The organism is Thermoactinomyces vulgaris, from assembly GCF_003688725.1.
Taxonomy (GTDB): Bacteria; Bacillota; Bacilli; order Thermoactinomycetales; family Thermoactinomycetaceae; genus Thermoactinomyces; species Thermoactinomyces vulgaris.
In genome coordinates, this window is record NZ_REFP01000008.1 from 462611 (window position 1) to 483604 (window position 20994).

Below are 20994 nucleotides of genomic sequence, written 5' to 3' on the forward strand. Positions count from 1 at the left end.
CAGAGTGTTATTTATGGGCACGCCGGATTTTGCTGTGCCCTCTTTGCGTTTGTTGCTGGAAGAGAAGGATCAGGTGGAAGTGATCGGGGTGGTGACCCAGCCGGACCGCCCCAAAGGCAGAAAAAAAGTGTTAACGCCGCCCCCAGTCAAGGTGGAAGCCATAAAACATGATCTGCCGGTGTTCCAGCCGCAAAAATTGAGATCAGAAGAAGCCATCCGTCAGGTTTTGGAACTTCAGCCGGACTTGATTGTGACCGCGGCATACGGACAAATTTTGCCGGAGCCGGTTTTAAATGCCCCCAAATACGGATGCATCAATGTTCATGCCTCGTTGTTGCCCAAATACCGGGGAGGGGCTCCGATCCACCATGCCATTATCAACGGGGAAAAGGAAACCGGGGTGACGATCATGTACATGGTCAAAGCGCTGGATGCCGGGGACATGCTCTTGCAACGGGCTATTCCGATCACCTCCGGGGATAATGTGGGGACCATGCATGATAAATTGGCAAATCTTGGCGCAGAATTATTAAAAGAAGTTCTTCCTTCCATTCTGGACGGCACGGTGCAGGCCGTTCCTCAAGATGATGAGCAGGCGACTTTTGCCCCCAATATCACCCGCGAAGATGAAAAAATCGACTGGGAACGAACTGCTCAGGAACTGGATTGTCAAATCCGCGGCTTGTGCCCGTGGCCGGTGGCCTATACATTGTGGAAGGGAAAACCGTTTAAAATTTGGAAGGCTTCGGTGGTGAATGAAGAAACCCAAGGCGAGCCCGGCACGGTAATCCGGCTTGATGCCGATGGCATTGTGGTGGCCACCGGCAAAGGATTGCTGCGATTGACGGAGGTACAGCCTTCCGGAAAAAAACCCATGCCGACCAGGCAATTTATCAACGGCCGGCAGATGAAGGCAGGAGATCGGTTCGGTGACTAAACAAAGGGAGGTCAATGCCCGGGAAACCGCTCTTTCCATTTTGGAGAAATGGGAAGAAAGACAAGCATACAGCAATTTGCTTTTGAATCAGGCGCTGCAAGCGTCCCCGTTGAATGAGAAGGACAAGCGCCTGGTGACTGAACTGGTTTATGGAACGATCCAACGGAAAAACACACTGGATTGGATTTTGAACCAGTTGGTGAAAAAAGGTGTCGGCTCTTTGGAACTCTGGGTCCGCCAATTGTTGCGGCTCGGGATTTATCAATTGCTTTATCTGGATAAGATTCCGGAGCGGGCGGCGATTTACGAAACGGTGCAAATCAGCAAAAAGAGGGGGCACCGGGGCATCAGCGGCCTGGTCAACGGGGTGTTGCGTTCTTTTTTAAGGAACCGGCACCGGTTGACACCGAAAAAGAATCCGCAAACCCTGGCGGAAAAAGCGGTTTCGTATTCCCATCCCGAGTGGATAATCGAACGGATGGAACAGGCATACGGGGAGGAAGAAACGAAAGCGGCATTGCTTTCCAATCACCATCCCCCCCGGGTGAGTGTCCGGGTGAACAGGCTGAAGATGGATCCGGATGTATTCATCAAAGAGTGGAATGCAACCGGAACCGGCCAGGCAGAGGCATCCGGAATCGCACCGGAAGGGGTCACGATTTCAGGCGGTGGAAACCCGGCGTTCACCCCGTGGTTCCGGGAAGGGTATTGCACCATTCAAGATGAAAGCTCGATGTTGGTGGCGCGAGTTTTGGCGCCGGCACCCGGAATGAAGGTGTTGGATGTCTGCGCGGCTCCCGGAGGGAAAACGACGCATTTGGCGGAATTGATGGGGAATCAGGGACACATTGTGGCCTGTGATGTCCATGACCACAAACTTTCCCTGATCCGGTCCAATGCTTCGCGACTTGGAATTGATATTATTTCCGTCCGGCAACTGGACGGGCGGAACCTGCCCGGACCCTTTCAACCGCATATGTTTGATGCCATTTTGCTCGATGCCCCCTGTTCCGGATTGGGAGTGATCCGGCGCAAACCGGATTTAAAATGGGGCAAAGAAGCGGAGAATATTGAGGCATTGGCACAGTTGCAAAAAGAGTTGCTGGATGCGGCTGCCCCGCTGCTGAAACCGGGCGGGGTTCTTGTGTACAGCACCTGCACTTGGGAACCGCGTGAAAACCGGGAGCAGGTGGAGTCCTTTTTAAAAAGGCATCCGGATTTTTCCGGTGACAACACCTGGAAGGAAAAATTGCCGGACCCGTTGAAAAACCGGGTCCATTCGGGGGACGGTTGGATTCAAATCCTGCCGCACGATTTTTTAAGTGACGGTTTTTTTATTTCACGGATGATCAAACATTGAAAGGTTCAGGGCGATGCGCCCATGTGCCGGAAATCAGCGGGAACAACATCCCGCTGATTTTTTTATTCCATCCCCCCATGCATGATTTCCCGGGCTTGGTGGGAAGTTATGGATGGTGATGTTTAATGAGAAGACCCAATCGTGTTTTAAACAGGGAACGCAAAAAGAAAAAGAAATTGGAAGAACATAATGAACAACAATTAAATAAAGCGGTGAAAGAGGAAACACCCGTCTATCCGGATTTGGATCAGAATCTGGAGTTTATCAAAAATGTTCTGGGTGATTCCTCGGATCTGGTGATACGTGAGTTCACGATTGACCAACCCCGGAAAAAAGCGGCCGTGATTTATTTTGATGAGTTGATCAATAAAGAGTTGGCCCATAATTTTTTAATCCGGCCGCTGATCAAGCTGGAAAAAACAGGAGAAGAGCTGTCGGATCCGTGGGAAACGATTGTCAACGAAGTGGAGGCCGGAGAGACGGAAGAAGTCGATCAGATGAGAAAAGTCTTGGAAGGCGTGTTGGGAGGGGACACCGTTTTATTGGTGGATGGTTCCGAAAAAGGGTTGATTGTCGGCTCGAAAGGTTGGGCTACCCGGGGTGTTGATGAACCACGGGCAGAACAAGTGGTGCGAGGGCCCCGTGAAGGATTGAGTGAAACCTTAAATTTCAGTTTGTCCATGATCCGCCATCGTCTGCGGGATCCATCCCTGCGTGTGAAGTATATCGCGGTGGGAAAAAGGACCAAGACGACGGTTGCCGTCTTGTATATTGAAGAGATCAGCGAAAAACAAATCGTGCAAGAAGTGGAAGAGCGGATCAAACGGATCAAAATCGACGGGATTCTGGAAGCCGGTTATATTGAAGAGATGATCCAGGATCAAATGTGGACGCCGTTTCCGCTGTTACAAAACACGGAACGGCCGGACACGGTGGTCTCGCATTTGTTGGAGGGGAAAGTGGCCGTGATGGTGGACGGGGCTCCCCAAGCGTTGATTGCCCCGGCGGTGTTCAGCCAGTTTTACAACAGTCCGGAGGATTATTACGAGCGTTATTTGATTTCGACGTTCCTGAGGTTTATCCGTTTGCTCAGTTTGTTTATCGCCTTATTGTTGCCGGCACTTTACATCGCTTTCATTTCGTTTCATCCTGAAATGATCCCTTCCGACTTGATGCTTGCGATGGCTGCGGGACGGGCCACCGTGCCGTTTTCGGCAATTGTGGAGGCATTGATCATGGAGATCAGTGTGGAAATTTTGCGGGAAGCCAGCATTCGCCTTCCGGGACCGATCGGGCCGACCATCGGGATTGTCGGGGCGCTGGTCATTGGGAACGCGGCGGTGACCGCCGGACTGGTTTCCCCCGCCTTTGTGATTGTTGTCGGTTTGACGACGATCAGCTCGTACGCCAATCCCAACTACAATGCAGCCATTTCGGTCCGTCTGCTGCGCTTTCCGTTCATGATCGTCGCAGCGATGTTCGGGTTGTTTGGCATCATGATCGGATTGATGCTTTTGCTTTTGCATCTGGTTCAGCTCCGGTCTTTTGGCGTGCCGTACATGGCTCCGTTTGCCCCCTTGAATTTGAGGGATCTCAGAGACTCCCTGATCCGCATCCCGTGGCCGTGGATGAAAAAACGACCGACCATCTATCAGACACATAATAAAATCCGCTTGAAAAAGGGAGGAACCAAAGATGGATCGTAAAACCGCATCCAAACAAGTCATCACTTCCTATCAGGCTTTCACGCTTCTTTATTCCACCATTTTTGGAGCCGGTGTCCTGAGTTTGCCGAGGTCGGTCGGGGAATCGGCCGGAAACGATATGATTTGGGTGATTCTTTTGTCCGGGGTGGTCGTGGCGATCCTGGTGTATTTGATGACCCGGCTTTGTCAGCGGTTTCCCGGGATGACACTGGTGCAGTTTGCCCCTTACATTTTGGGTTCCAGAAAAAGAAAGTGGGTCGGATATGTCATCAGTTTTCCCTTTTTGTTGATGGTGGCGCTTTTTTTTGTCATGGGGACGGCATCAGTCGTGCGCATTTTTGGGGAAACCGTGGTGACGACCATGTTGCCGCGCACCCCTGTGGAAGCCGTGATGCTTATTTTTCTTTTGGCGGCGGCTTTTGGTGCGGGAAGTGATCTCGGAGTGATTGCCAAATTGAACGAGTTTTTGTTCCCGATCACGTTGATCCCTTTCTTGTCCATGATATATGCTTTGTTTCAAAGCGGGGAAATCACCAACATTCTGCCGCTCTTTCAACTGGATCCGATGGTCTTGCCGAAAGCGTTGATGGGAGGCGCTTTTGCTTTTGCCGGATTTCAAGTGGTGATGATTTTTTCCGGGTTTTATCAACAACCGGAGAAAATGAAAAAAGCAAATATGATTTCCATCCTCGCCATCACCATTTCGTATTGGTACTTGTGTGCCATTTCCTTGAGTGTTTTTGGGATCGACGAAGTGAAAAATTTGATGTTTCCTGTTTTGGAAGTGGCCAAAGTGGTCAAGATGGAAGACATTTTGTTTGAGCGGATCGAATCGGCCATTTTATCAATTTGGCTGGTTGCGGGTTATACATCGGTGGTCAATTTGTTTTCGGCTTTGGTTCAAATCATCATCGAGTATTTTCGCCTTTCCGAAAGGTACCGCCGCTGGATTGCTTTTCTCGCCGTCCCGGTTTTTTTGTACTTGGCATTGATCCCGGAGAATACACAGGAAGTGGGGATTTATGCCGATCGGATCGGGCTTTATGACGGCGTCATTTCTGTCATCATTCCCGTGGTTCTGTTGCTGGTTGCCGTGATTCGCAAGAAGAAAGGAGAAGTTCGCGATGAAATTTAATCTTCTCCAAAGAAAAAGATGGGTCATCATACTTTCGGTGTTGTCCCTGATGTTGACCAGTGGATGTTGGGATGCGATCGAAATTGAAAAACGGGCGGTTGTCGTGGCATTGGCGGTGGACCAAAGCCCGTTGGGGCATAAAGTGTCAATCCAAGTCCCGAACCCCCGCAAAACCGTCGGCGGCGGTGAAGAAGGTGGGGGAGGAGGCGGAGGTGCCGGAGCTGTCGAATTATTTTCGGAGGAAGGACGCACCCTCCAGGAAGCATTCATGCAAATCGAGAATGAAACCAATTATCCTTTGTTTACGGGACACACTCAAATTTTGTTGATCGGTGAGGAGTTGGCGAAAAACGGGACCAGGGATTTGATGGAAGGATTGAGGCGAAATCAACAAATCCGGCGCCATTTGTGGCCGGTGATCATTCAAGGCGAGGCGAAGGATGCCTTGGACGTTCAGGTTCGTCTCGAAGAAATTCCCATCGATTATTTGCGGGAAACGATCGATACCGGAATCAAAAATGGGCGTTTTCCGTCGATGGTTTTGGGGGAGTATTTTGAGGAATTGTCCAACCCGGCCAAACGGGCCCCGATTTTGAATGTTTTCCGCGTCTCTGACAACCGCTATGTTTGGAACGGAATCGGCATTTTTAAAAATGACCGCCTGCTCGGGGTTTTGAAACCGCCTTTGGTCAATGCATTGCTGCATGTCCGGGAACACAAACCCGGATGGCCGGTGATGATCGATTGCCCCCAACAACAGAAAGGGCAAATCGTGTTTTTTCCAAAATCATCCTCCAGCAACATTCACATTTCGGACAAGGAACCGGCGATCGACGTGAACGTGAGCATGGAAGGGGAAATCACGGTCAAAGAATGTACTTCGTATAAGCTGGATCAACCGCAAAAATACCAGATGCTCAGTAATATGGTCCAACATGAATATGATAAATCTGCGAAAAAGCTGATTGATCTGGCCCAAAAAGAGTACAATACAGATATCTTTGCCCTTGGCAAATTTGTAAAGGCTTATTACCCGAAACTGTATCACCGGTTGAACTGGGAAAAAGACTTTTCCCAAATACCGATCCGCATTCATTATGACGTGGATGTGCGAAGAGCCGGTTTGGAGTCGAAGTGACACAGGGGGGAGGAGAAGCCGCAATATCTGTCAGAAAGGACACAAAAATCTTCACGAGCTGTCCCTTTTCTTTCATTGGGACTATGATATAATAAGAAAAGTTTTGAACAGGCGTTCCCTGTTCAAGATGGATGGCTAGTTAGGAATTGGTGAGATCATTTATGAAACCTTTTGCATACGATTTGACTTATGAAATGTGGATGGAATGGATGAAAGAAAGGAATCAACCGGCATTCCGGGCCAAACAGGTGATGGATTGGCTTTATGTGAAACGCGTTGATTCATTCCGGGAGATGACGAATCTTCCCAAAACGTTGAGGGAAACCTTGGAGGAGCATTTTCAACTGGCACCGCTTCAAATCATCACCCGCCAGGTTTCCAAAGACGGTACGGTGAAATTCTTGTTTGGTTTGCATGACCAACATGCCATTGAGACCGTGGTCATGCGGCACAATTACGGAATCAGCGTTTGTGTGACCACCCAAGTGGGATGCCGGTTGGGATGTACATTTTGTGCATCCACACTGGGCGGATTGAAACGGAACCTTTCCAGTGGAGAAATTGTCGCGCAAGTGATGATGGCTCAAAAATATTTGGACCAAACGAATGAAAGAGTGAAATCGGTTGTTGTCATGGGTTCCGGTGAGCCTTTTGAAAACTACGATGCCACCATGCGTTTTGTTCGCACGATCAATGATTCGCATGGTTTAAATATCGGGCAAAGACATATTACCGTTTCCACCAGTGGAGTGGTGCCGAATATTTATCGGTTTGCTGATGAAAATTGGCAAGTGGGTTTGGCCATTTCTCTGCATGCGCCCAATCAGGAATTGCGCAAGAAATTGATGCCCATCAGCCGGAAGTACCCGCTCGCTGAACTTTTGGAAGCGTGTTGGTACTACATCAATGAGACCGGACGCCGGCTCACTTTTGAATATGCCTTGATCGGCGGGAAAAACGACCAGGATGAACATGCCCACGAACTGGGGCAACTGCTGCAAGGAAAAAATTGTCTGGTCAATTTGATTCCGGTCAACTACGTTCCGGAACGCAATTACACCCGGACGCCGCGGGAACAAATTTTTGAGTTTAAACGGATTTTGGACTCATATCATATCAATACAACCATCCGCAGAGAACAAGGACATGACATTGATGCGGCATGCGGACAATTGCGGGCCAAACACAACCAGTCAAAATGAGAATTTTTCGGGCGGCATGCAATCGATTCCCGAGGAAAACGCGAAGGTTGAGAAACGTCATTTCCTCTATATTGCATTTCAACCAAGGGAAACTGAAAGGGAAAGGGGTAACCGGAATGGAGCTAGCTCGGCGCACAGACATCGGACGTGTGCGTGATCTGAACGAAGACAGCACAGGTCTGATTGTGACCAAATCCGGGGCTGTGATTGCCATTGTTGCGGATGGAATGGGCGGGCATCAGGCTGGAGACGTAGCCAGCAGCAAGACCGTGGAAACCATTGAACAGGTGGTCTCAGCCCAACCCTTGGATATATCTACGGATGAAAAAAGTGACTTACTTCTTCATGCAGTAGGGAAAGCGAATGAAACCGTATATAATATGGCAGCTGAGAATAACCAATATAAAGGGATGGGTACAACGGTGATCGCATCCATTGTAGACACCAAAGAAGTTGTCTTGGCCCATGTGGGAGACAGCCGGGCATATATGCTGCATAATGGCGGACTCTATCAATTGACCGAAGATCATTCCTATGTCAATCTTTTGAAAAAACATGGGCAAATCACTGAAGAAGAAGCGGCAAATCATCCGCAACGCAATATGATCGTCCGGGCAGTCGGAACCAGTGAAGAAGTGGAAGTGGATTTGATCAATACACCATGGAGTCAGGGAGACACGTTGCTCCTTTGCTCAGACGGACTGACTACAATGGTTAGCGAGAGGGAAATCGGGCTTGTTTTATCTTCCAAAACCATGTCCTTGGATGAGAAAGCGGATCAGCTGATAAAAATGGCGTTGGACGCCGGCGGAACAGATAATATTTCCCTTATCTTACTAAGGCATACAGGAAGGTCAGCGACATCTTAATCGGGTGCAAGGAGGAACGAGGTGACCATGCAGATGGAAGGGAAGAAGCTGGGGGGACGTTACGAAATCGTCAGCCGCGTCGGCGGCGGAGGGATGGCCGTTGTATATAAAGCAAAAGATGTGCTTTTAAACAGATATGTCGCCATCAAGGTCCTGAGTGAATCCCTCAGTAATGATTCGGAATTTATACGTCGATTCAGCCGGGAAGCCCAGGCTGCTGCAAGTTTGTCTCACCCCAATATTGTCAATGTTTATGATGTGGGGCGCGATCACTTTACGCATTACATTGTGATGGAATTGGTGGAAGGTCCGACCTTGAAGCAGTACATTCAGGAGCGCGGTCCCCTGCCCGTTCAGGAAGCGGCGACGATTGCCGTTCAGATTTGTGACGGATTGGCCCATGCCCACGAGAATCAGATTGTGCACCGGGACATCAAGCCCCACAATATTTTGCTCGGTCCCAACGGGCGCGCCAAAGTGACAGACTTCGGAATTGCCCGTGCCGCCAGCTCATCCACGATTACCCAACAAGGATCAGTGATGGGGTCGGTTCATTACTTTTCACCGGAACAAGCCCGGGGCGGGGTGATTGGCGAAAAATCGGACTTATATTCGTTGGGAATCGTATTGTATGAAATGTTGACCGGAAGAATTCCGTTTGACGGGGATTCAGCCATCAGCATTGCATTGAAACATTTACAGGAAACACCTGAAGACCCCCGGAAATATAACTCGAATATTCCGGATAATGTTGCGGAAATCGTCATGCGGGCCTTGAGCAAAAATCCGGAAGACCGGTTCGAATCGGCCCGTGACATGATGAAAAGCATCCAGTATGCGGTACAATTGACGCCCCATATGGAAGCCAATTGGGTGAATCACCAACGGAATCAAGGACAGGAAATGTACCAGACGATTCCGTTGAATGAAGAATCGTCGAACAATGACGAACAATATGAGTCGCCGGTACAGCGTCCGGAGATTCGCTCCGGCAAAAAAGAACCGTCCCCGCAAAAGAGCCAAACGCAAGGACTCGGGGAGCGCACGCTGACCAATCTGGAGCGGCTGAAGAATGTTTCCGGTGACAAAGAAAAAACGGTCCTGCAACGGACGGTTGTCTGGCTCGAAAATGTGCAAGCCAAGTTGCCTTGGTGGCAAAAGCTGTTGTTTGGCCTCTTTACCATTGCAGTCATCGTCATGTTGAGCATCTGGGGCTTTACCACCGTTTGGGGACTGTTTACCGGGGATGGAAGTGAATCCGAACAACAACAAGCGCAGGAAAATGTGATTCCAACCTTTGCAACAGAAGAAGATGCCGTGAAGTTTGCAGAGAAACACGGTTTGGGAAAACCGGAAATCAGCTATGTCGAGGGAGATCCGGGAAAAGTGGTGGAACAATCCCCGAAACCGGGAACAGAATTTTCATCGGATACAAAAATTAAACTCAAAGTCGGAATTGACGGTGTAACAGTTAAGAATTATGTTGGAGGATGGGAATCTACTCCGAAAGAAGACAGACTTAAGTCCGATCAACTGGGATATAAAATCAAGGTATACTGGTGTTCCGAAAGTGGTGGGCAAGATGCATACCATGTTTTTAAACAGGAACCTAGTGGTGGTCAACCTATTAAACGAGGTGAAACAGTCAAGGTTTATACCTATACCCCGAGTATAAGTTCAGGGTGTGTACCGGCTGATTATAACCGATAATTTTTTTAAAAGGAGGTCTCCGATGCCCTTTGGTCAAATCGTAAAAGCAATCAGCGGATTTTACTACGTGCGCACGGATGAAGGGAAAGTGATTCAATGCCGGGCGCGTGGTGTTTTTAAATTTGAAAAGAAAAAGCTGACTCCGCTGGTTGGCGATTTGGTGGAAATCGAACAAACGGGGTTGGACGAAGGCGTGGTGACCTCCGTTCAACCCCGTTCTTCTGAATTAATCCGTCCGCCGATCGCCAATGTGGATCAAGCGATTGTGGTGGGTTCCCTCAAACGTCCCCGTTTTCAGCCCATGCCGCTGGACCGTTTCCTGGTTCACGGGGAACGCGAAGGGTTGAAGATGGTTATTGTTTTGACTAAAAAAGACTTGGTGAAAAATGAACAAGAAATTGAAAAAATCCGGTCGGTATATGAACCGGCAGGTTATCCCGTTATTGAGACGAGCATCAAAACCGGAGAAGGAATTGATGAACTGAAACAACACCTCAAAGGAAAAGTCTCCGTTTTCGCCGGTCAATCCGGTGTCGGAAAGAGTTCTCTGTTAAATGAATTGCTGCCCGGGCAAAAGCTTGAAACCGGGAAGGTGAGTGACAAAATCGGGCGTGGGCGCCATACTACCCGGCAAGTGGAGCTGCTTTCTTTGCCGGAAGGAGGTCAAGTGGCGGATACGCCCGGTTTTAGCCAACTCCATTTCAAAGGCATGGAACCGGCTGAGCTGGGGGATTGTTTTCCCGAGATCCGCCAGCGCGCTCCGGAATGCCGGTTTCGAGGTTGCCTGCACATTAATGAACCGGATTGTGCGGTCAAAGAAGCGCTCCGTCAGGGACAGATGGACGAAAAGCGGTATCAGCACTATACACAGTTTTTGACAGAGATTAAAGAGGCATTGGAAAGGAGATATACCTGATGATTAAGATTGCCCCCTCGATATTGTCCGCGGACTTTGCCAATTTGAAAAAGGAGATTCAGGAAGTGGAAAAAGGCGGAGCCGACTGGATCCATGTGGATGTGATGGATGGGCATTTTGTGCCGAATATCACGATGGGGCCACTGGTTGTCGAAGCGATCCGCCCCCATACCGGTTTGCCCTTGGATGTCCATTTAATGATCGAAGAGCCGGACCGGTATATTGACGATTTTGTCAAAGCCGGGGCCGATTTGATCTCCGTTCATCAAGAGGCCTGCCGGCATTTGCACCGGACGGTTTCTTATGTGAAAGAACGGGGAGTGAAGGCCGGCGTGGTGATTAATCCGGCAACGCCCGTGCAAATGCTGGAACCGGTTTTGCCGGAGGTGGATCTGGTTTTATTGATGACGGTGAATCCGGGGTTCGGCGGACAACGGTTTATTCAAAATGTGTTGCCGAAAATCCGGGAGGTCCGGAAAATGTTGGACGAGCAGGGCCGGATGCATGTGGATATCGAAGTGGATGGCGGCATTCAGCCGGAAACGGCCCGCTTGGCGGTGGAGTACGGAGCCAATGTGTTGGTGGCAGGTTCGGCAATCTTCGGACAGAAGAAGCGGGCAGAGGCGATCAAAGCCATCCGGCAGGCGGCTGAAAAATAAACAAAAAGGTGGAGAAAATGGCGGGCAAAAAACTGGTCACAATGATTGAAATCGCAATGATGGCTGCAATTGCCATAGTACTTCATAAGTTGATGATTCCGTTTCATTTATGGCCCAACGGTGGTTCGGTGACCTTTTCCATGGTTCCGATTGCGGCAGTGGCTTTTCGCCGCGGGGCCAAAGCGGGGGTCATTTGCGGAGGAATCACCGGGTTGTTGTTATGGATGTTGGGAGGCACTGTGATTCATCCGGCTCAGGCCGTTCTGGACTACCCGCTTGCTTTCGGGGCCTTGGGGGTTGCCGGATGGGTCCGGATGGGTGAAGCAGCGAAAAGGCCATTGCTCTTCCTTTCTTTGGGACTTCTCTTGTCCGGCGGATTGCGGCTGACGGCCCATTTCCTGTCCGGGGTTATTTTTTTCAAAGCATTCACTCCCGCCGGCCAATCCGTCTATCTGTATTCGCTGGTGTATAACCTGTCGTACATTTTGCCGGAAGTGATCCTGACCTTCCTCATCATGGCGGGAATTTGCCGGTCGGCGCCGCAACTGATCAGAAGACAGGGATAGATGGTGAAGAGATTGGAAAAAAACAGGGTGGTTGTGATTGCCGGCGGTGATTTTACCCGTTTTGAGGCGGGACTCATTCGTCCGGAAACGGATCTGATTATTACGGCGGATGCAGGGGCCATGAGCCTGGAAGCACACGGATTGGTTCCGGATATTGCCGTGGGGGATTTTGACACCACGGGCATTGGCTATATCGAAACGTTGAAGCAAAAGGGAGTGCGGGTTATTCCGCTTCCCGCCGAAAAAGAAGTGACCGATTTACATTTTGCTCTCCTTTGCGCCATCCGGCAAAAACCGAACGAAATTTTGATCCTGGGAGCGCTGGGCGGAGACCGGGCGGACCATATGCTGGCCAACATCGGATTGTTGGAATGGTTAAAGGAAGAGGGCAAAAATGCAACCATGCTTCATCCTGCGAACCGGTTGCGGTTGCTTTCGGGACCGGGAAAGATGAGGATAGACAGCAAAGATTTTCAATATGTTTCGTTGCTTCCGGTTTCCCGGAAAGTGACCGGGATTGAGACGGACGGATTGAAATATCCGCTCAAAAAGGAAACGTTGTACCGGGGACGAACCCGGGGGATCAGCAATGAGTTGGTGAAAGTGCCGGCTTTCGTTTCGGTTGAAAAAGGGATTTGTTTGGTGGTCGAAAGCCGGGAATAAACAAAACCTGCGGTGTGCCGCAGGTTTTTCTTGTTTCGGGAAGAAAAATTCAGGCTCGTCTTTCAGGATTTTTCCGGAGGTTCTAGGTACACATTCTCATCTATAGAATATAAATAAGTTGAAAAATAGGGTATTCTTCCTTTTGTCGATCCTGGTGAATTGTTGAAATGAGGGGTGATCCTGGTGAAATTTTACACGTTTAAATTGCCGAAGTTTTTGGGCGGGATGGTAAAAGTTATCCTGGCCGCTTTTAAAAAAGATCCGCAATAAAAAAAGAAACCACAAAAAAAGCACCTCTTCACGGTGCTTTTTTCCTGGCATTATACACGGGTAACCTTGCCGGATTTCAATGCGCGGGTGCTTACGTACACGCGCTTTGGTTTTCCGTCTACAAGAATGCGGACTTTTTGGACATTGGCGCCCCATTTTCTCCGCGTTTTGCGGTGAGAATGGCTTACTTTATTTCCAGCATGCCCTTGTTTTCCGGTTACAAAACAACGACGAGCCATGTCGACACCTCCTGTTTCTCACTCGTTCCAACCGATGAAACGTTACCAACCGGTAACTTTATGGACTAAACACCTGGTCATTTTAGCATACCTCCCCGCTGCTTGCAAGGAGTTGACAGGTTCAGTATGATGAATATTATTGCTCTTTTATTCGTTATGTTAATATTGTACAATTGACCTAGCTGGAATAAGTACCTCATTTGGGAGGAATCAAAATGAGCGTTGAAATAGCCACACAACTTGGACAGATTGAAGTGACCAATGATGTGATTGCCACGGTTGCCGGGATCGCGGCAATGGATTGTTACGGATTGGTCGGCATGGCATCACGCAGTCAATTGAAAGACGGGATTACGGAATTATTGCGAAAAGAGAACTTGAGTAAGGGAATCGAAGTCCGTGAAGAAAACGGCGAGATTGTGATCGATCTGTACATCATTGTCGGCTACGGCACCAAAATTTCGGAAGTGGCGAGTAATGTGCAGTCAAAAGTGAAATACACGCTCAGTGAAATTATTGGAGTCAAAGCCAATAAAGTGAACATCTTTGTACAAGGTGTTCGACTGGTGAATGAAGAGTAAGGAGGAGCATTGTGACAAAGCAACAAATCCATACATCACAGTTTTTACAGATGATGCGGGCGGGTGCCAGGGCACTCAACAAAAACGCAGAAAAAGTGAATGCATTAAACGTCTTCCCCGTGCCTGACGGTGATACGGGAACCAACATGAGTTTAACCATCAGTTCCGGTGTCAAAGAGATGGAAAAAGCTTCTGCAACCGCCGGGACCGTTGGGGAATTGGCGCAAGCGCTCGCAAAAGGTTTGTTAATGGGAGCACGAGGAAACTCCGGCGTGATTCTTTCTCAGCTATTTCGTGGTTTTTCCAAAGCAGTGGCGGATAAGGAGTTTATTTCGTCTCACCAGCTGGCCGATGCGTTTCAGCGAGGGGTCGATACGGCTTACAAAGCAGTGATCAAGCCGGTGGAAGGAACCATTCTGACCGTGGCGCGCGAAGCGGCAGAGGCTGGAAAGAAACAGGCGCTTGCGGCCGATGATCCGTCCGTTGTGATGAATACCGTTTTAACCGAAGCAAAAAAAGCGTTATCAAAGACCCCGGAGTTCTTGCCCGTGTTAAGGCAAGCCGGGGTGGTGGATGCCGGTGGACAAGGCTTGGTCTATATTTATGAGGGAATGCTTGCCGCCTTGAGAGGGGAAGAGGACGATGCTTCCGAAGTCCTCCCGGATGATCTGTCGTCCATATCGGATCTGGCTCATGAGTCGGCGCAGTCCAAATTGGATCCGGCTGACATTCAGTTCGGATATTGCACCGAATTTATGGTGAACCTGATGACGGACCGCCGGGAAACCGAAGTCTTTGAGGAGGCGGAATTCCGACGGGCATTGGAGCAATTTGGGGATTCCATCTTGGTCGTCTCCGATGACGAGCTGGTGAAAGTCCACATTCACGCCGAATATCCCGGAGACGTGCTGAACTTTGCAATGAAATTCGGCGACCTGAAAAAAATCAAAATTGAAAATATGCGCGAGCAATATGACGATGTGGTCAACAAAACACCGGCACCGAAGGCCAAAGCGGAAGAAAAGCCGGCTGAAAAGACTCCATATGGCATTGTGGCCGTCGCGTCCGGGAAAGGAATTGCGGACATTTTCCGTTCGATGGGCGCGGATGTGGTGATTGAAGGCGGCCAAACAATGAATCCGAGCACGGAGGATTTGGTTCGTGCCGTGGAACAACTCCATGCAGAGCATGTGATTATCCTCCCGAATAATAAAAATATTATTTTAACCGCAGAACAAGTGGGAGAAGTGGTGGGCCAGCCGGTGCATGTTTTGCCGACACGCACGATTCCGCAGGGGATGGCAGCGTTGTTGTCTTTTGATGCAACCGTTTCGCCTGAAGAAAACAAGGAGAATATGACGGAAGCTTTCCAAGAAGTGAAATCGGGCGAAATCACCGTGGCTGTACGTGATTCCCAAGTGGATGGGTATCAGATTGAGCAAGGAAATTATCTTGGCATCCTGGAAGGCAAAATCGAAGTCGTCGACAAGGACTTAAAGCAAACGTCCTTGGCTTTGCTGGCTGACATGATTGAAGAGGACACGGACATTGTGACGATCTTCTATGGAGAAGCGTTGGAAGAAGCTGAGGCACAAGACCTGGTGCAAACCTTGGAAGATCAATATCCCGATGTGGAAATCGAATTGTATGACGGCGGTCAGCCGGTTTATTACTACTTGTTTGCGGTTGAGTAAGGGGAGGATCAAATGGGGAACGTTAAAATCATTACAGACAGTACGGCAGATATTCCCAAGTCACTTGCAAAAGAATTGGACATCACGGTCATCCCGATCAATGTGCATTTGGATGGGGAATCTTATCAGGACGGAATCAACATCACTCCGGATGAGTTTTATCTGAAAATGAGCCGGACGGATCAATTGCCAACCACTTCACAACCTTCTCCGCTGGATATTGTCAGCGCGTTTAAACGAGCCGTTTTTGACGGGGCCAAAGAAATCATATCTTTTCATATTTCATCGAGAATGAGCGGGACTTATCAATCTGCTTTGCTGGCAAAATCAATGGTGGAGGAAGAATATCCCGATGTCAAAATTGAAGTGGTTGACACCAAAACCGTCACCTACTGTTTGGGGGTGATTGTCGTTCTGGTGGCGCGTGCCGCCAAAGAAGGCAAGCCGTTTTCGGAACTGTTGTCCATGGCGATGAAGATCCGGCAGGAACAAAAATTGCTTGCTTTGGTCGATACCCTGGAATATTTGCATAAAGGCGGCCGGATCGGAAAAGCGGCTGCCTTTGTCGGTACCTTGTTAAACATCAAGCCCATCATTACTGTCAATGATGACGGGGAAGTGGAAGCTGTTGATAAGGCGCGGGGAAATAAAAAGGCGGTCCAAAAAGTGTTTGACGGTTTGAAAAAGAAAGCGTCGGGCCGTCCGGTTGCCTTGGCGGTGATCCATGCAGCCAAAAGAGAGCAAGCGGAACAATGGATGGCACGGGCTCAGGAACTGTTTGACATCCGGGAACAACATGTAGTGGATATCGGGCCTGCCGTGGGGACACATGCCGGGCCCGGAACCATCGGCTGCATCATTGTGCCCCTGGACCGGCTGTGAGCCGGGAAAGCAGTCTGAAGAGGTGGAGTTTATGAAATATCGGACGGTTTTTGATATTATCGGCCCGGTGATGATCGGGCCGTCCAGTTCCCATACGGCAGGTGCAGCCCGTATCGGCAGAGCGGCACGGACCATTTTCGGACGAAAACCGAGCCGGGCAGAGATTACATTGTACGGCTCCTTCGCCAAAACTTACCGCGGCCACGGGACGGATGTCGCTTTGGCAGGCGGATTGCTCGATTTTGACACTTTTGACAAGCGGATGGTGCATGCGCTTCAAATCGCCGAACAAGAAGGCATAACAATCCGCTTTCATGAATCCGATGAAATCACGGACCATCCCAACACGGCCCGGATCCGGCTGGAGGACGAAGCGGGAAGTCTGGAAATCGTCGGGGTATCCATCGGTGGCGGAAAAATGGAAATTGTGGAATTAAATGGTTTTGAACTTCGTCTGTCAGGGAACGGGCCGGTTTTGTTCGTATTGCATCAAGACAAATACGGAGCGGTCGCGCGTGTTGCCGGTGTCCTTGCCGAGCATCAAATTAACATTGCATTTATGCAGGTGTCGCGCAAGGAAAAAGGTTTGCAGGCACTGATGTCCATCGAGACGGATCAACCGGTGGACGAAAAGGTGCAAGCGGAAATTCGCGACTTGGAGGATATCCATGCTGTAACGGTTTTATAGTTTCACCACCGCCGTTTCTTCACAGATGACGGCGGTTTTCTATGAAAAGGGGGTTTCGTTGATGAGATTTCGTACCGTGAGGGAATTGACAGAAGTGGCTCAAACCCTGAAAATCCCGATCTCCGAAGTGATGATCCGGCATGAGGAGGAAGTGATGAATCGTCCGCGGGCAGAGATCGTGGAGGAAATGGGAAAAAATCTGGATGTGATGACAGAAGCGATCGAACGGGGATTGACGGAAGAAATTCGGTCTCACAGCGGCATTACCGGTGGCGATGCGAAAAAAATCCGGGAATACCGGAAAAAAGGCGTGTTTTTATCCGGCACCACGGTTTTGGATGCGGTTTCAAAGGCCACGGCCGTGTCCGAAGTGAATGCCGCCATGGGAACGATTGTCGCAACCCCAACTGCCGGAGCTTGCGGGATTTTACCCGGAGCCATTCATGCAGCGGCTGACAAATTGCAATCGGACCGGGAAACGATGGTTCGCGCTTTATTTACAGCCGGGGCCATCGGATTTTGCATTGCCAATAATGCATGTATTTCCGGAGCCGCCGGGGGATGTCAGGCTGAAGTGGGTTCAGCGACCGCCATGGCCGCCGCCGCTGTGGTGGAGATGGCCGGAGGAACCCCTTCGATGTCGGCAGAAGCGGTTGCCATTGCGTTAAAAAACATGTTGGGGCTGGTTTGCGATCCGGTTGCCGGTTTGGTGGAAGCGCCCTGTGTGAAACGAAATGCCATGGGGGCTTCCATTGCGCTGGTTGCGGCAGATATGGCGATGGCCGGAGTGAAGAGTGTGATTCCTGCCGACGAAGTGATTGATGCCATGTACAAAATCGGCCAATCCATGCCGGCCGCCTTGAAGGAAACGGCTCTGGGAGGGCTTGCGGACACTCCGACGGGAAGGGCATTGGAACAGCGGGTTTTCGGGAATTCCGGAAAATGAAGAAACTGAAAGAGATTTCCGTGGAAGTTCTTCCCGGAGTGGGGAAACAGAAAAAAGAAGCCCTTGCCGAGTTGGGGATCCATTCGATCGCTGATTTATTGTCCTATTTCCCATATCGTTATGAAGACTATCGACTGAGCGACTTGTCTGAAGCCCGGCATGAAGAGCGGGTCACGGTGGAAGGGCAAGTTTACGGGCAACCAAGTGTTCGTTGGTACGGAAAGAAAAAATCAAGAATGACGCTGAAACTCCTGGTTCGAGGCATTCCCGTCCAAGTGGTTTGGTTTAACCAGGCGTTTTTAAAAGATAAACTGCAAGCCGGCAAAACGATTGTCGTCTCCGGAAAATGGGACCGGAACCGGATGCAACTGACAGCGGATCGCACGTGGATCAGTCCGTCGGAAATCGAAAAATATGCCGGCCGGTTTGAACCGGTTTACTCCGTCAGCGGAAAAGTCAAGGTGAACTGGCTCCGCAAATTGATTCATTCAGCCTTTCAAGCGTACGGACAGGAGATCGGGGAGATTTTGCCGCATGCATTAAGGAACAAGTACCGGTTGATTCCGCGGGCCACCGCCATGTATTATCTGCATTTTCCCAAAGGAAAAGAAGAAGGGAGACAGGCGCGGAGGCGCATGGTTTACGAAGAGCTGTTTCTGTACGAATTAAAAATCATGTGGTTGCGCCGGATCCACCGGACGAAGGGAAAAGGGCTGGCGCATGCGTTTCCGGATGAAAAAGTGGAGCAATTCATCGCCGGACTTTCCTTTCCCTTGACCGGAGCCCAACAAAGGGTGACACGCGAAATTCTCAATGATCTCCGCGAACCGGTTCAGATGAACCGCCTGCTGCAGGGGGATGTTGGTTCCGGAAAAACGGTTGTGGCCGCCATCGCGTTATATGCCAATTATTTGAGCGGGTATCAGGGGGCAATCATGGTGCCCACCGAAATTTTGGCGGAGCAACACGCTTCTTCGTTGCAGGGGTTATTGTCTCCTTGGGGGTTAAATGTGATTACGCTGACGGGAAGCATGACGGCGCGGGAAAAAAGAGAGGCGCAAGGCCAAATCAAGATGGGGCTTGCGGATGTGGTCGTGGGGACCCACGCTTTGATTCAGGAAGTGGTGGAATTCCGGAAATTGGGCTTGGTTATTACCGATGAGCAACACCGTTTCGGGGTGAAACAGCGGGCGATGTTCAGGGAAAAAGGGGAAGTGCCGGATGTGTTGCACATGACGGCAACGCCCATTCCGCGGACGCTGTCCATTACAGTGTTTGGCGAAATGGATGTTTCCACGATCGATGAGATGCCAAAGGGAAGACAACCGGTCGATACGTATTGGGTAAAAAAAGAATTGTGGCCGCGCATCGTGAATTTTATCCGGGAAGAATGCCAAAACGGGCGGCAAGCCTATGTGATTTGCCCGCTGATCGAAGAATCGGAAAAACTGGACCTGGAAAATGCGCAAGAAGTGTTTGAACAGCTTGTGACCGAGTTGGCGCCCCTTCGGGTCGGATTGTTGCACGGGCGCATGTCGCCAGCGGAAAAAGAAGAAGTGATGCGTTCGTTTGCCGAAAATGATGTGCAGGTTCTTGTATCCACCACCGTGGTGGAAGTCGGAGTCAATGTTCCCAATGCTACCGTCATGGTGATTTATGATGCCGACCGGTTCGGGCTGGCTCAGTTGCATCAGTTGCGCGGCCGTGTGGGCCGGGGAGGGGGGGCTTCCACCTGTATTCTGGTGGCCAACCCCAAATCGGAAACCGGCAATGAGCGGATGCGGATTATGACCGAAACCACGGATGGATTTGAGATTTCCCGACGCGATTTGATGCTGAGGGGGCCCGGCGATTTTTTGGGGGTGAAGCAAAGCGGGCTTCCTGATTTTAAAGTGGCGGATCTAAACCAGGATTTGACCGTTTTGGAATACGCCCGCGCCGATGCGGCGGAATATGTCAGCCGCGATGATTTTGCGACCTCGGAAGAAACCAAACCTTTATATGAATATCTGTGTGCACAAAACCTGACGGAAGTCAATTTTGACTGAAACAGGTCTGAAACCGGTCATGGATGGCCGGTTTGTTTTTTTATCACAAACTTTTTCTTGCCGAAGACATAAGATATATTGTTCGAAACCGATCCGCCGACGGGTAAAGGTGGTGGATATCACGGCAGGAGGAGTGTTTTATGAATCAGCGTGACGCTTTTTATGTGGAGCTGGCAGAGGAGATCAACCGGACAGTCGGCAGAAATGCCGTTTCTCCCAAAAAAATTAAATCCTTGATCAAACAGGCCAAACAAATTCGCAGATCTTACGGCAAGATGGGGCTTTGGGCTTTTGCCCGGGAATTGCCCTGGCAGATCTTCACCCCCCGGGAAATCGACCGTTTGCAACGTTCGCCGCGTTGGCATGAATTATCCAACCGTTTTGTGGATGCGATGGTGATGGAAGGGGTCATTACTCCGATTGAAGCCAACATGATCCGCCGTTATTTGTAAAAAAGCATGGGCCTTTCAATCAGACGGATGCCGGGGTGTTGTCATATCGTATAGAGAAATCCAAGTGGAAAGGAGGAGAAGGATGGGAAAAAGAAATCGGGCAAAGAAAAAAGCGATTCGCAAGGCGAAGGCCCCTTCCGACAAAGTTGACAATCTGAAGGTCGAAGAAAATTGGGATGATCCCAAGCCGGAAGAAGCAGCACCGGTGGCTGTCAACGAATGGGAAGAGGACTGGTTGTTCGGGGATTTGTTTTTGCAACCGGAAGCAGATGAGCCGGCAGAACGCAAAGACTTCGAAGAAGAAAGATAGGATCGTTTCCATGCAAAAAAAAA

General features: G+C 49.9%; 22 protein-coding genes. 21 read left to right on the forward strand and 1 reads right to left on the reverse strand.

All coding sequences use genetic code 11. From position 1 onward, the window contains the following. The first annotated feature begins 13 nt into the window (after positions 1 to 13). The 13 genes from fmt to spoVM all read left to right on the forward strand — a co-directional run bounded on the left by fmt (position 14) and on the right by spoVM (position 13131). Positions 14 to 937, forward strand: coding sequence for a methionyl-tRNA formyltransferase (gene fmt / locus ATH33_RS06730; protein ID WP_121874255.1), 924 nt, complete (start codon positions 14 to 16; stop codon positions 935 to 937). Beyond that, the gene (gene rsmB, locus ATH33_RS06735; protein WP_121874224.1) at positions 930 to 2297 is read left to right on the forward strand and encodes a 16S rRNA (cytosine(967)-C(5))-methyltransferase RsmB; all 1368 of its coding nucleotides are present in this window, start codon (positions 930 to 932) and stop codon (positions 2295 to 2297) included. The genes fmt and rsmB overlap by 8 nt, the downstream gene beginning before the upstream one ends. Positions 2298 to 2422: 125 nt before the next feature. Beyond that, on the forward strand, positions 2423 to 4003 hold the full coding sequence (locus ATH33_RS06740) for a spore germination protein (protein ID WP_121874225.1): 1581 nt from the start codon (positions 2423 to 2425) through the stop codon (positions 4001 to 4003). Further along, positions 3993 to 5138, forward strand: coding sequence for a GerAB/ArcD/ProY family transporter (locus ATH33_RS06745; protein WP_121874226.1), 1146 nt, complete (start codon positions 3993 to 3995; stop codon positions 5136 to 5138). Before ATH33_RS06740 ends, ATH33_RS06745 begins: the two co-directional genes overlap by 11 nt. Then, a complete protein-coding gene (locus ATH33_RS06750) occupies positions 5128 to 6276 on the forward strand; it encodes a Ger(x)C family spore germination protein (protein WP_121874227.1) in 1149 nt (382 codons plus the stop codon). Before ATH33_RS06745 ends, ATH33_RS06750 begins: the two co-directional genes overlap by 11 nt. A gap of 161 nt (positions 6277 to 6437) precedes the next feature. Further along, on the forward strand, positions 6438 to 7478 hold the full coding sequence (gene rlmN, locus ATH33_RS06755; RefSeq protein WP_121874228.1) for a dual-specificity RNA methyltransferase RlmN: 1041 nt from the start codon (positions 6438 to 6440) through the stop codon (positions 7476 to 7478). A 116-nt stretch (positions 7479 to 7594) separates the two neighbouring features. Next, positions 7595 to 8347, forward strand: coding sequence for a Stp1/IreP family PP2C-type Ser/Thr phosphatase (locus tag ATH33_RS06760; RefSeq protein WP_121874256.1), 753 nt, complete (start codon positions 7595 to 7597; stop codon positions 8345 to 8347). Positions 8348 to 8380: 33 nt separating this feature from the next. After that, positions 8381 to 10057 (forward strand): Stk1 family PASTA domain-containing Ser/Thr kinase, encoded by a 1677-nt coding sequence (gene pknB, locus ATH33_RS06765; RefSeq protein WP_242062477.1) that lies wholly within the window; start codon positions 8381 to 8383, stop codon positions 10055 to 10057. A gap of 22 nt (positions 10058 to 10079) precedes the next feature. Beyond that, complete coding sequence (rsgA, locus tag ATH33_RS06770; RefSeq protein WP_121874230.1) at positions 10080 to 10973, forward strand: ribosome small subunit-dependent GTPase A; 894 nt, start codon at positions 10080 to 10082, stop codon at positions 10971 to 10973. Next, positions 10973 to 11632: a ribulose-phosphate 3-epimerase gene (rpe, locus tag ATH33_RS06775; protein ID WP_037994881.1), complete on the forward strand. Its 660-nt coding sequence runs from the start codon at positions 10973 to 10975 to the stop codon at positions 11630 to 11632. Before rsgA ends, rpe begins: the two co-directional genes overlap by 1 nt. 17 nt (positions 11633 to 11649) lie before the next feature. Next, positions 11650 to 12198 carry an energy-coupled thiamine transporter ThiT gene (gene thiT, locus ATH33_RS06780; protein WP_037994880.1) on the forward strand — a complete coding sequence of 183 codons (549 nt, stop codon included), beginning with the start codon at positions 11650 to 11652 and terminating at the stop codon, positions 12196 to 12198. Then, a complete protein-coding gene (locus ATH33_RS06785) occupies positions 12199 to 12861 on the forward strand; it encodes a thiamine diphosphokinase (protein ID WP_037994878.1) in 663 nt (220 codons plus the stop codon). A 183-nt stretch (positions 12862 to 13044) separates the two neighbouring features. After that, a complete protein-coding gene (gene spoVM, locus ATH33_RS06790) occupies positions 13045 to 13131 on the forward strand; it encodes a stage V sporulation protein SpoVM (RefSeq protein WP_037994876.1) in 87 nt (28 codons plus the stop codon). A 50-nt stretch (positions 13132 to 13181) separates the two neighbouring features. Here the strand turns inward: spoVM and rpmB are convergent, their stop codons facing one another. After that, complete coding sequence (gene rpmB / locus ATH33_RS06795) at positions 13182 to 13370, reverse strand: 50S ribosomal protein L28 (protein ID WP_037994875.1); 189 nt, start codon at positions 13368 to 13370, stop codon at positions 13182 to 13184. 215 nt (positions 13371 to 13585) lie between these two features. On the opposite strand from rpmB, the gene ATH33_RS06800 reads away from it, so the two are divergent. From ATH33_RS06800 to ATH33_RS06835, 8 genes are all read left to right on the forward strand, one after another. Next, complete coding sequence (locus tag ATH33_RS06800; protein ID WP_037994873.1) at positions 13586 to 13951, forward strand: Asp23/Gls24 family envelope stress response protein; 366 nt, start codon at positions 13586 to 13588, stop codon at positions 13949 to 13951. Positions 13952 to 13962: 11 nt separating this feature from the next. Continuing rightward, positions 13963 to 15645, forward strand: a complete 1683-nt coding sequence (locus tag ATH33_RS06805; protein WP_037994871.1) for a DAK2 domain-containing protein — start codon at positions 13963 to 13965, stop codon at positions 15643 to 15645. A gap of 12 nt (positions 15646 to 15657) precedes the next feature. Beyond that, a complete protein-coding gene (locus ATH33_RS06810) occupies positions 15658 to 16527 on the forward strand; it encodes a DegV family protein (RefSeq protein ID WP_037994869.1) in 870 nt (289 codons plus the stop codon). A gap of 31 nt (positions 16528 to 16558) precedes the next feature. After that, positions 16559 to 17215, forward strand: coding sequence for an L-serine ammonia-lyase, iron-sulfur-dependent subunit beta (sdaAB, locus tag ATH33_RS06815; protein WP_037994867.1), 657 nt, complete (start codon positions 16559 to 16561; stop codon positions 17213 to 17215). A 61-nt stretch (positions 17216 to 17276) separates the two neighbouring features. Then, complete coding sequence (sdaAA, locus tag ATH33_RS06820) at positions 17277 to 18161, forward strand: L-serine ammonia-lyase, iron-sulfur-dependent, subunit alpha (protein ID WP_037994864.1); 885 nt, start codon at positions 17277 to 17279, stop codon at positions 18159 to 18161. Beyond that, positions 18158 to 20209, forward strand: coding sequence for an ATP-dependent DNA helicase RecG (gene recG, locus ATH33_RS06825; protein WP_121874231.1), 2052 nt, complete (start codon positions 18158 to 18160; stop codon positions 20207 to 20209). The genes sdaAA and recG overlap by 4 nt, the downstream gene beginning before the upstream one ends. 140 nt (positions 20210 to 20349) lie before the next feature. Next, entirely contained in the window at positions 20350 to 20661 is a 312-nt protein-coding gene (locus ATH33_RS06830; RefSeq protein WP_037994860.1) for a hypothetical protein, read from the forward strand. Positions 20662 to 20743: 82 nt separating this feature from the next. After that, positions 20744 to 20971 (forward strand): hypothetical protein, encoded by a 228-nt coding sequence (locus ATH33_RS06835; RefSeq protein ID WP_037994859.1) that lies wholly within the window; start codon positions 20744 to 20746, stop codon positions 20969 to 20971. Positions 20972 to 20994: the final 23 nt, after the last annotated feature.

Excerpts from the sequence above, each read along its gene's own strand:
- thiT (WP_037994880.1), top strand. The coding sequence starts at position 11,650 with ATGGCGGGCAAAAAACTGGTCACAATGATTGAAATCGCAATGATGGCT.
- ATH33_RS06740 (WP_121874225.1), top strand. The coding sequence starts at position 2,423 with ATGAGAAGACCCAATCGTGTTTTAAACAGGGAACGCAAAAAGAAAAAG.
- recG (WP_121874231.1), top strand. The coding sequence starts at position 18,158 with ATGAAGAAACTGAAAGAGATTTCCGTGGAAGTTCTTCCCGGAGTGGGG.
- rpe (WP_037994881.1), top strand. The coding sequence starts at position 10,973 with ATGATTAAGATTGCCCCCTCGATATTGTCCGCGGACTTTGCCAATTTG.
- fmt (WP_121874255.1), top strand. The coding sequence starts at position 14 with ATGGGCACGCCGGATTTTGCTGTGCCCTCTTTGCGTTTGTTGCTGGAA.
- ATH33_RS06800 (WP_037994873.1), top strand. The coding sequence starts at position 13,586 with ATGAGCGTTGAAATAGCCACACAACTTGGACAGATTGAAGTGACCAAT.
- ATH33_RS06830 (WP_037994860.1), top strand. The coding sequence starts at position 20,350 with ATGAATCAGCGTGACGCTTTTTATGTGGAGCTGGCAGAGGAGATCAAC.
- ATH33_RS06785 (WP_037994878.1), top strand. The coding sequence starts at position 12,199 with ATGGTGAAGAGATTGGAAAAAAACAGGGTGGTTGTGATTGCCGGCGGT.
- rpmB (WP_037994875.1), bottom strand. The coding sequence starts at position 13,370 with ATGGCTCGTCGTTGTTTTGTAACCGGAAAACAAGGGCATGCTGGAAAT.
- ATH33_RS06835 (WP_037994859.1), top strand. The coding sequence starts at position 20,744 with ATGGGAAAAAGAAATCGGGCAAAGAAAAAAGCGATTCGCAAGGCGAAG.
- ATH33_RS06810 (WP_037994869.1), top strand. The coding sequence starts at position 15,658 with ATGGGGAACGTTAAAATCATTACAGACAGTACGGCAGATATTCCCAAG.
- sdaAB (WP_037994867.1), top strand. The coding sequence starts at position 16,559 with ATGAAATATCGGACGGTTTTTGATATTATCGGCCCGGTGATGATCGGG.
- rlmN (WP_121874228.1), top strand. The coding sequence starts at position 6,438 with ATGAAACCTTTTGCATACGATTTGACTTATGAAATGTGGATGGAATGG.
- ATH33_RS06750 (WP_121874227.1), top strand. The coding sequence starts at position 5,128 with ATGAAATTTAATCTTCTCCAAAGAAAAAGATGGGTCATCATACTTTCG.
- rsgA (WP_121874230.1), top strand. The coding sequence starts at position 10,080 with ATGCCCTTTGGTCAAATCGTAAAAGCAATCAGCGGATTTTACTACGTG.
- ATH33_RS06745 (WP_121874226.1), top strand. The coding sequence starts at position 3,993 with ATGGATCGTAAAACCGCATCCAAACAAGTCATCACTTCCTATCAGGCT.
- ATH33_RS06760 (WP_121874256.1), top strand. The coding sequence starts at position 7,595 with ATGGAGCTAGCTCGGCGCACAGACATCGGACGTGTGCGTGATCTGAAC.
- sdaAA (WP_037994864.1), top strand. The coding sequence starts at position 17,277 with ATGAGATTTCGTACCGTGAGGGAATTGACAGAAGTGGCTCAAACCCTG.
- pknB (WP_242062477.1), top strand. The coding sequence starts at position 8,381 with ATGGAAGGGAAGAAGCTGGGGGGACGTTACGAAATCGTCAGCCGCGTC.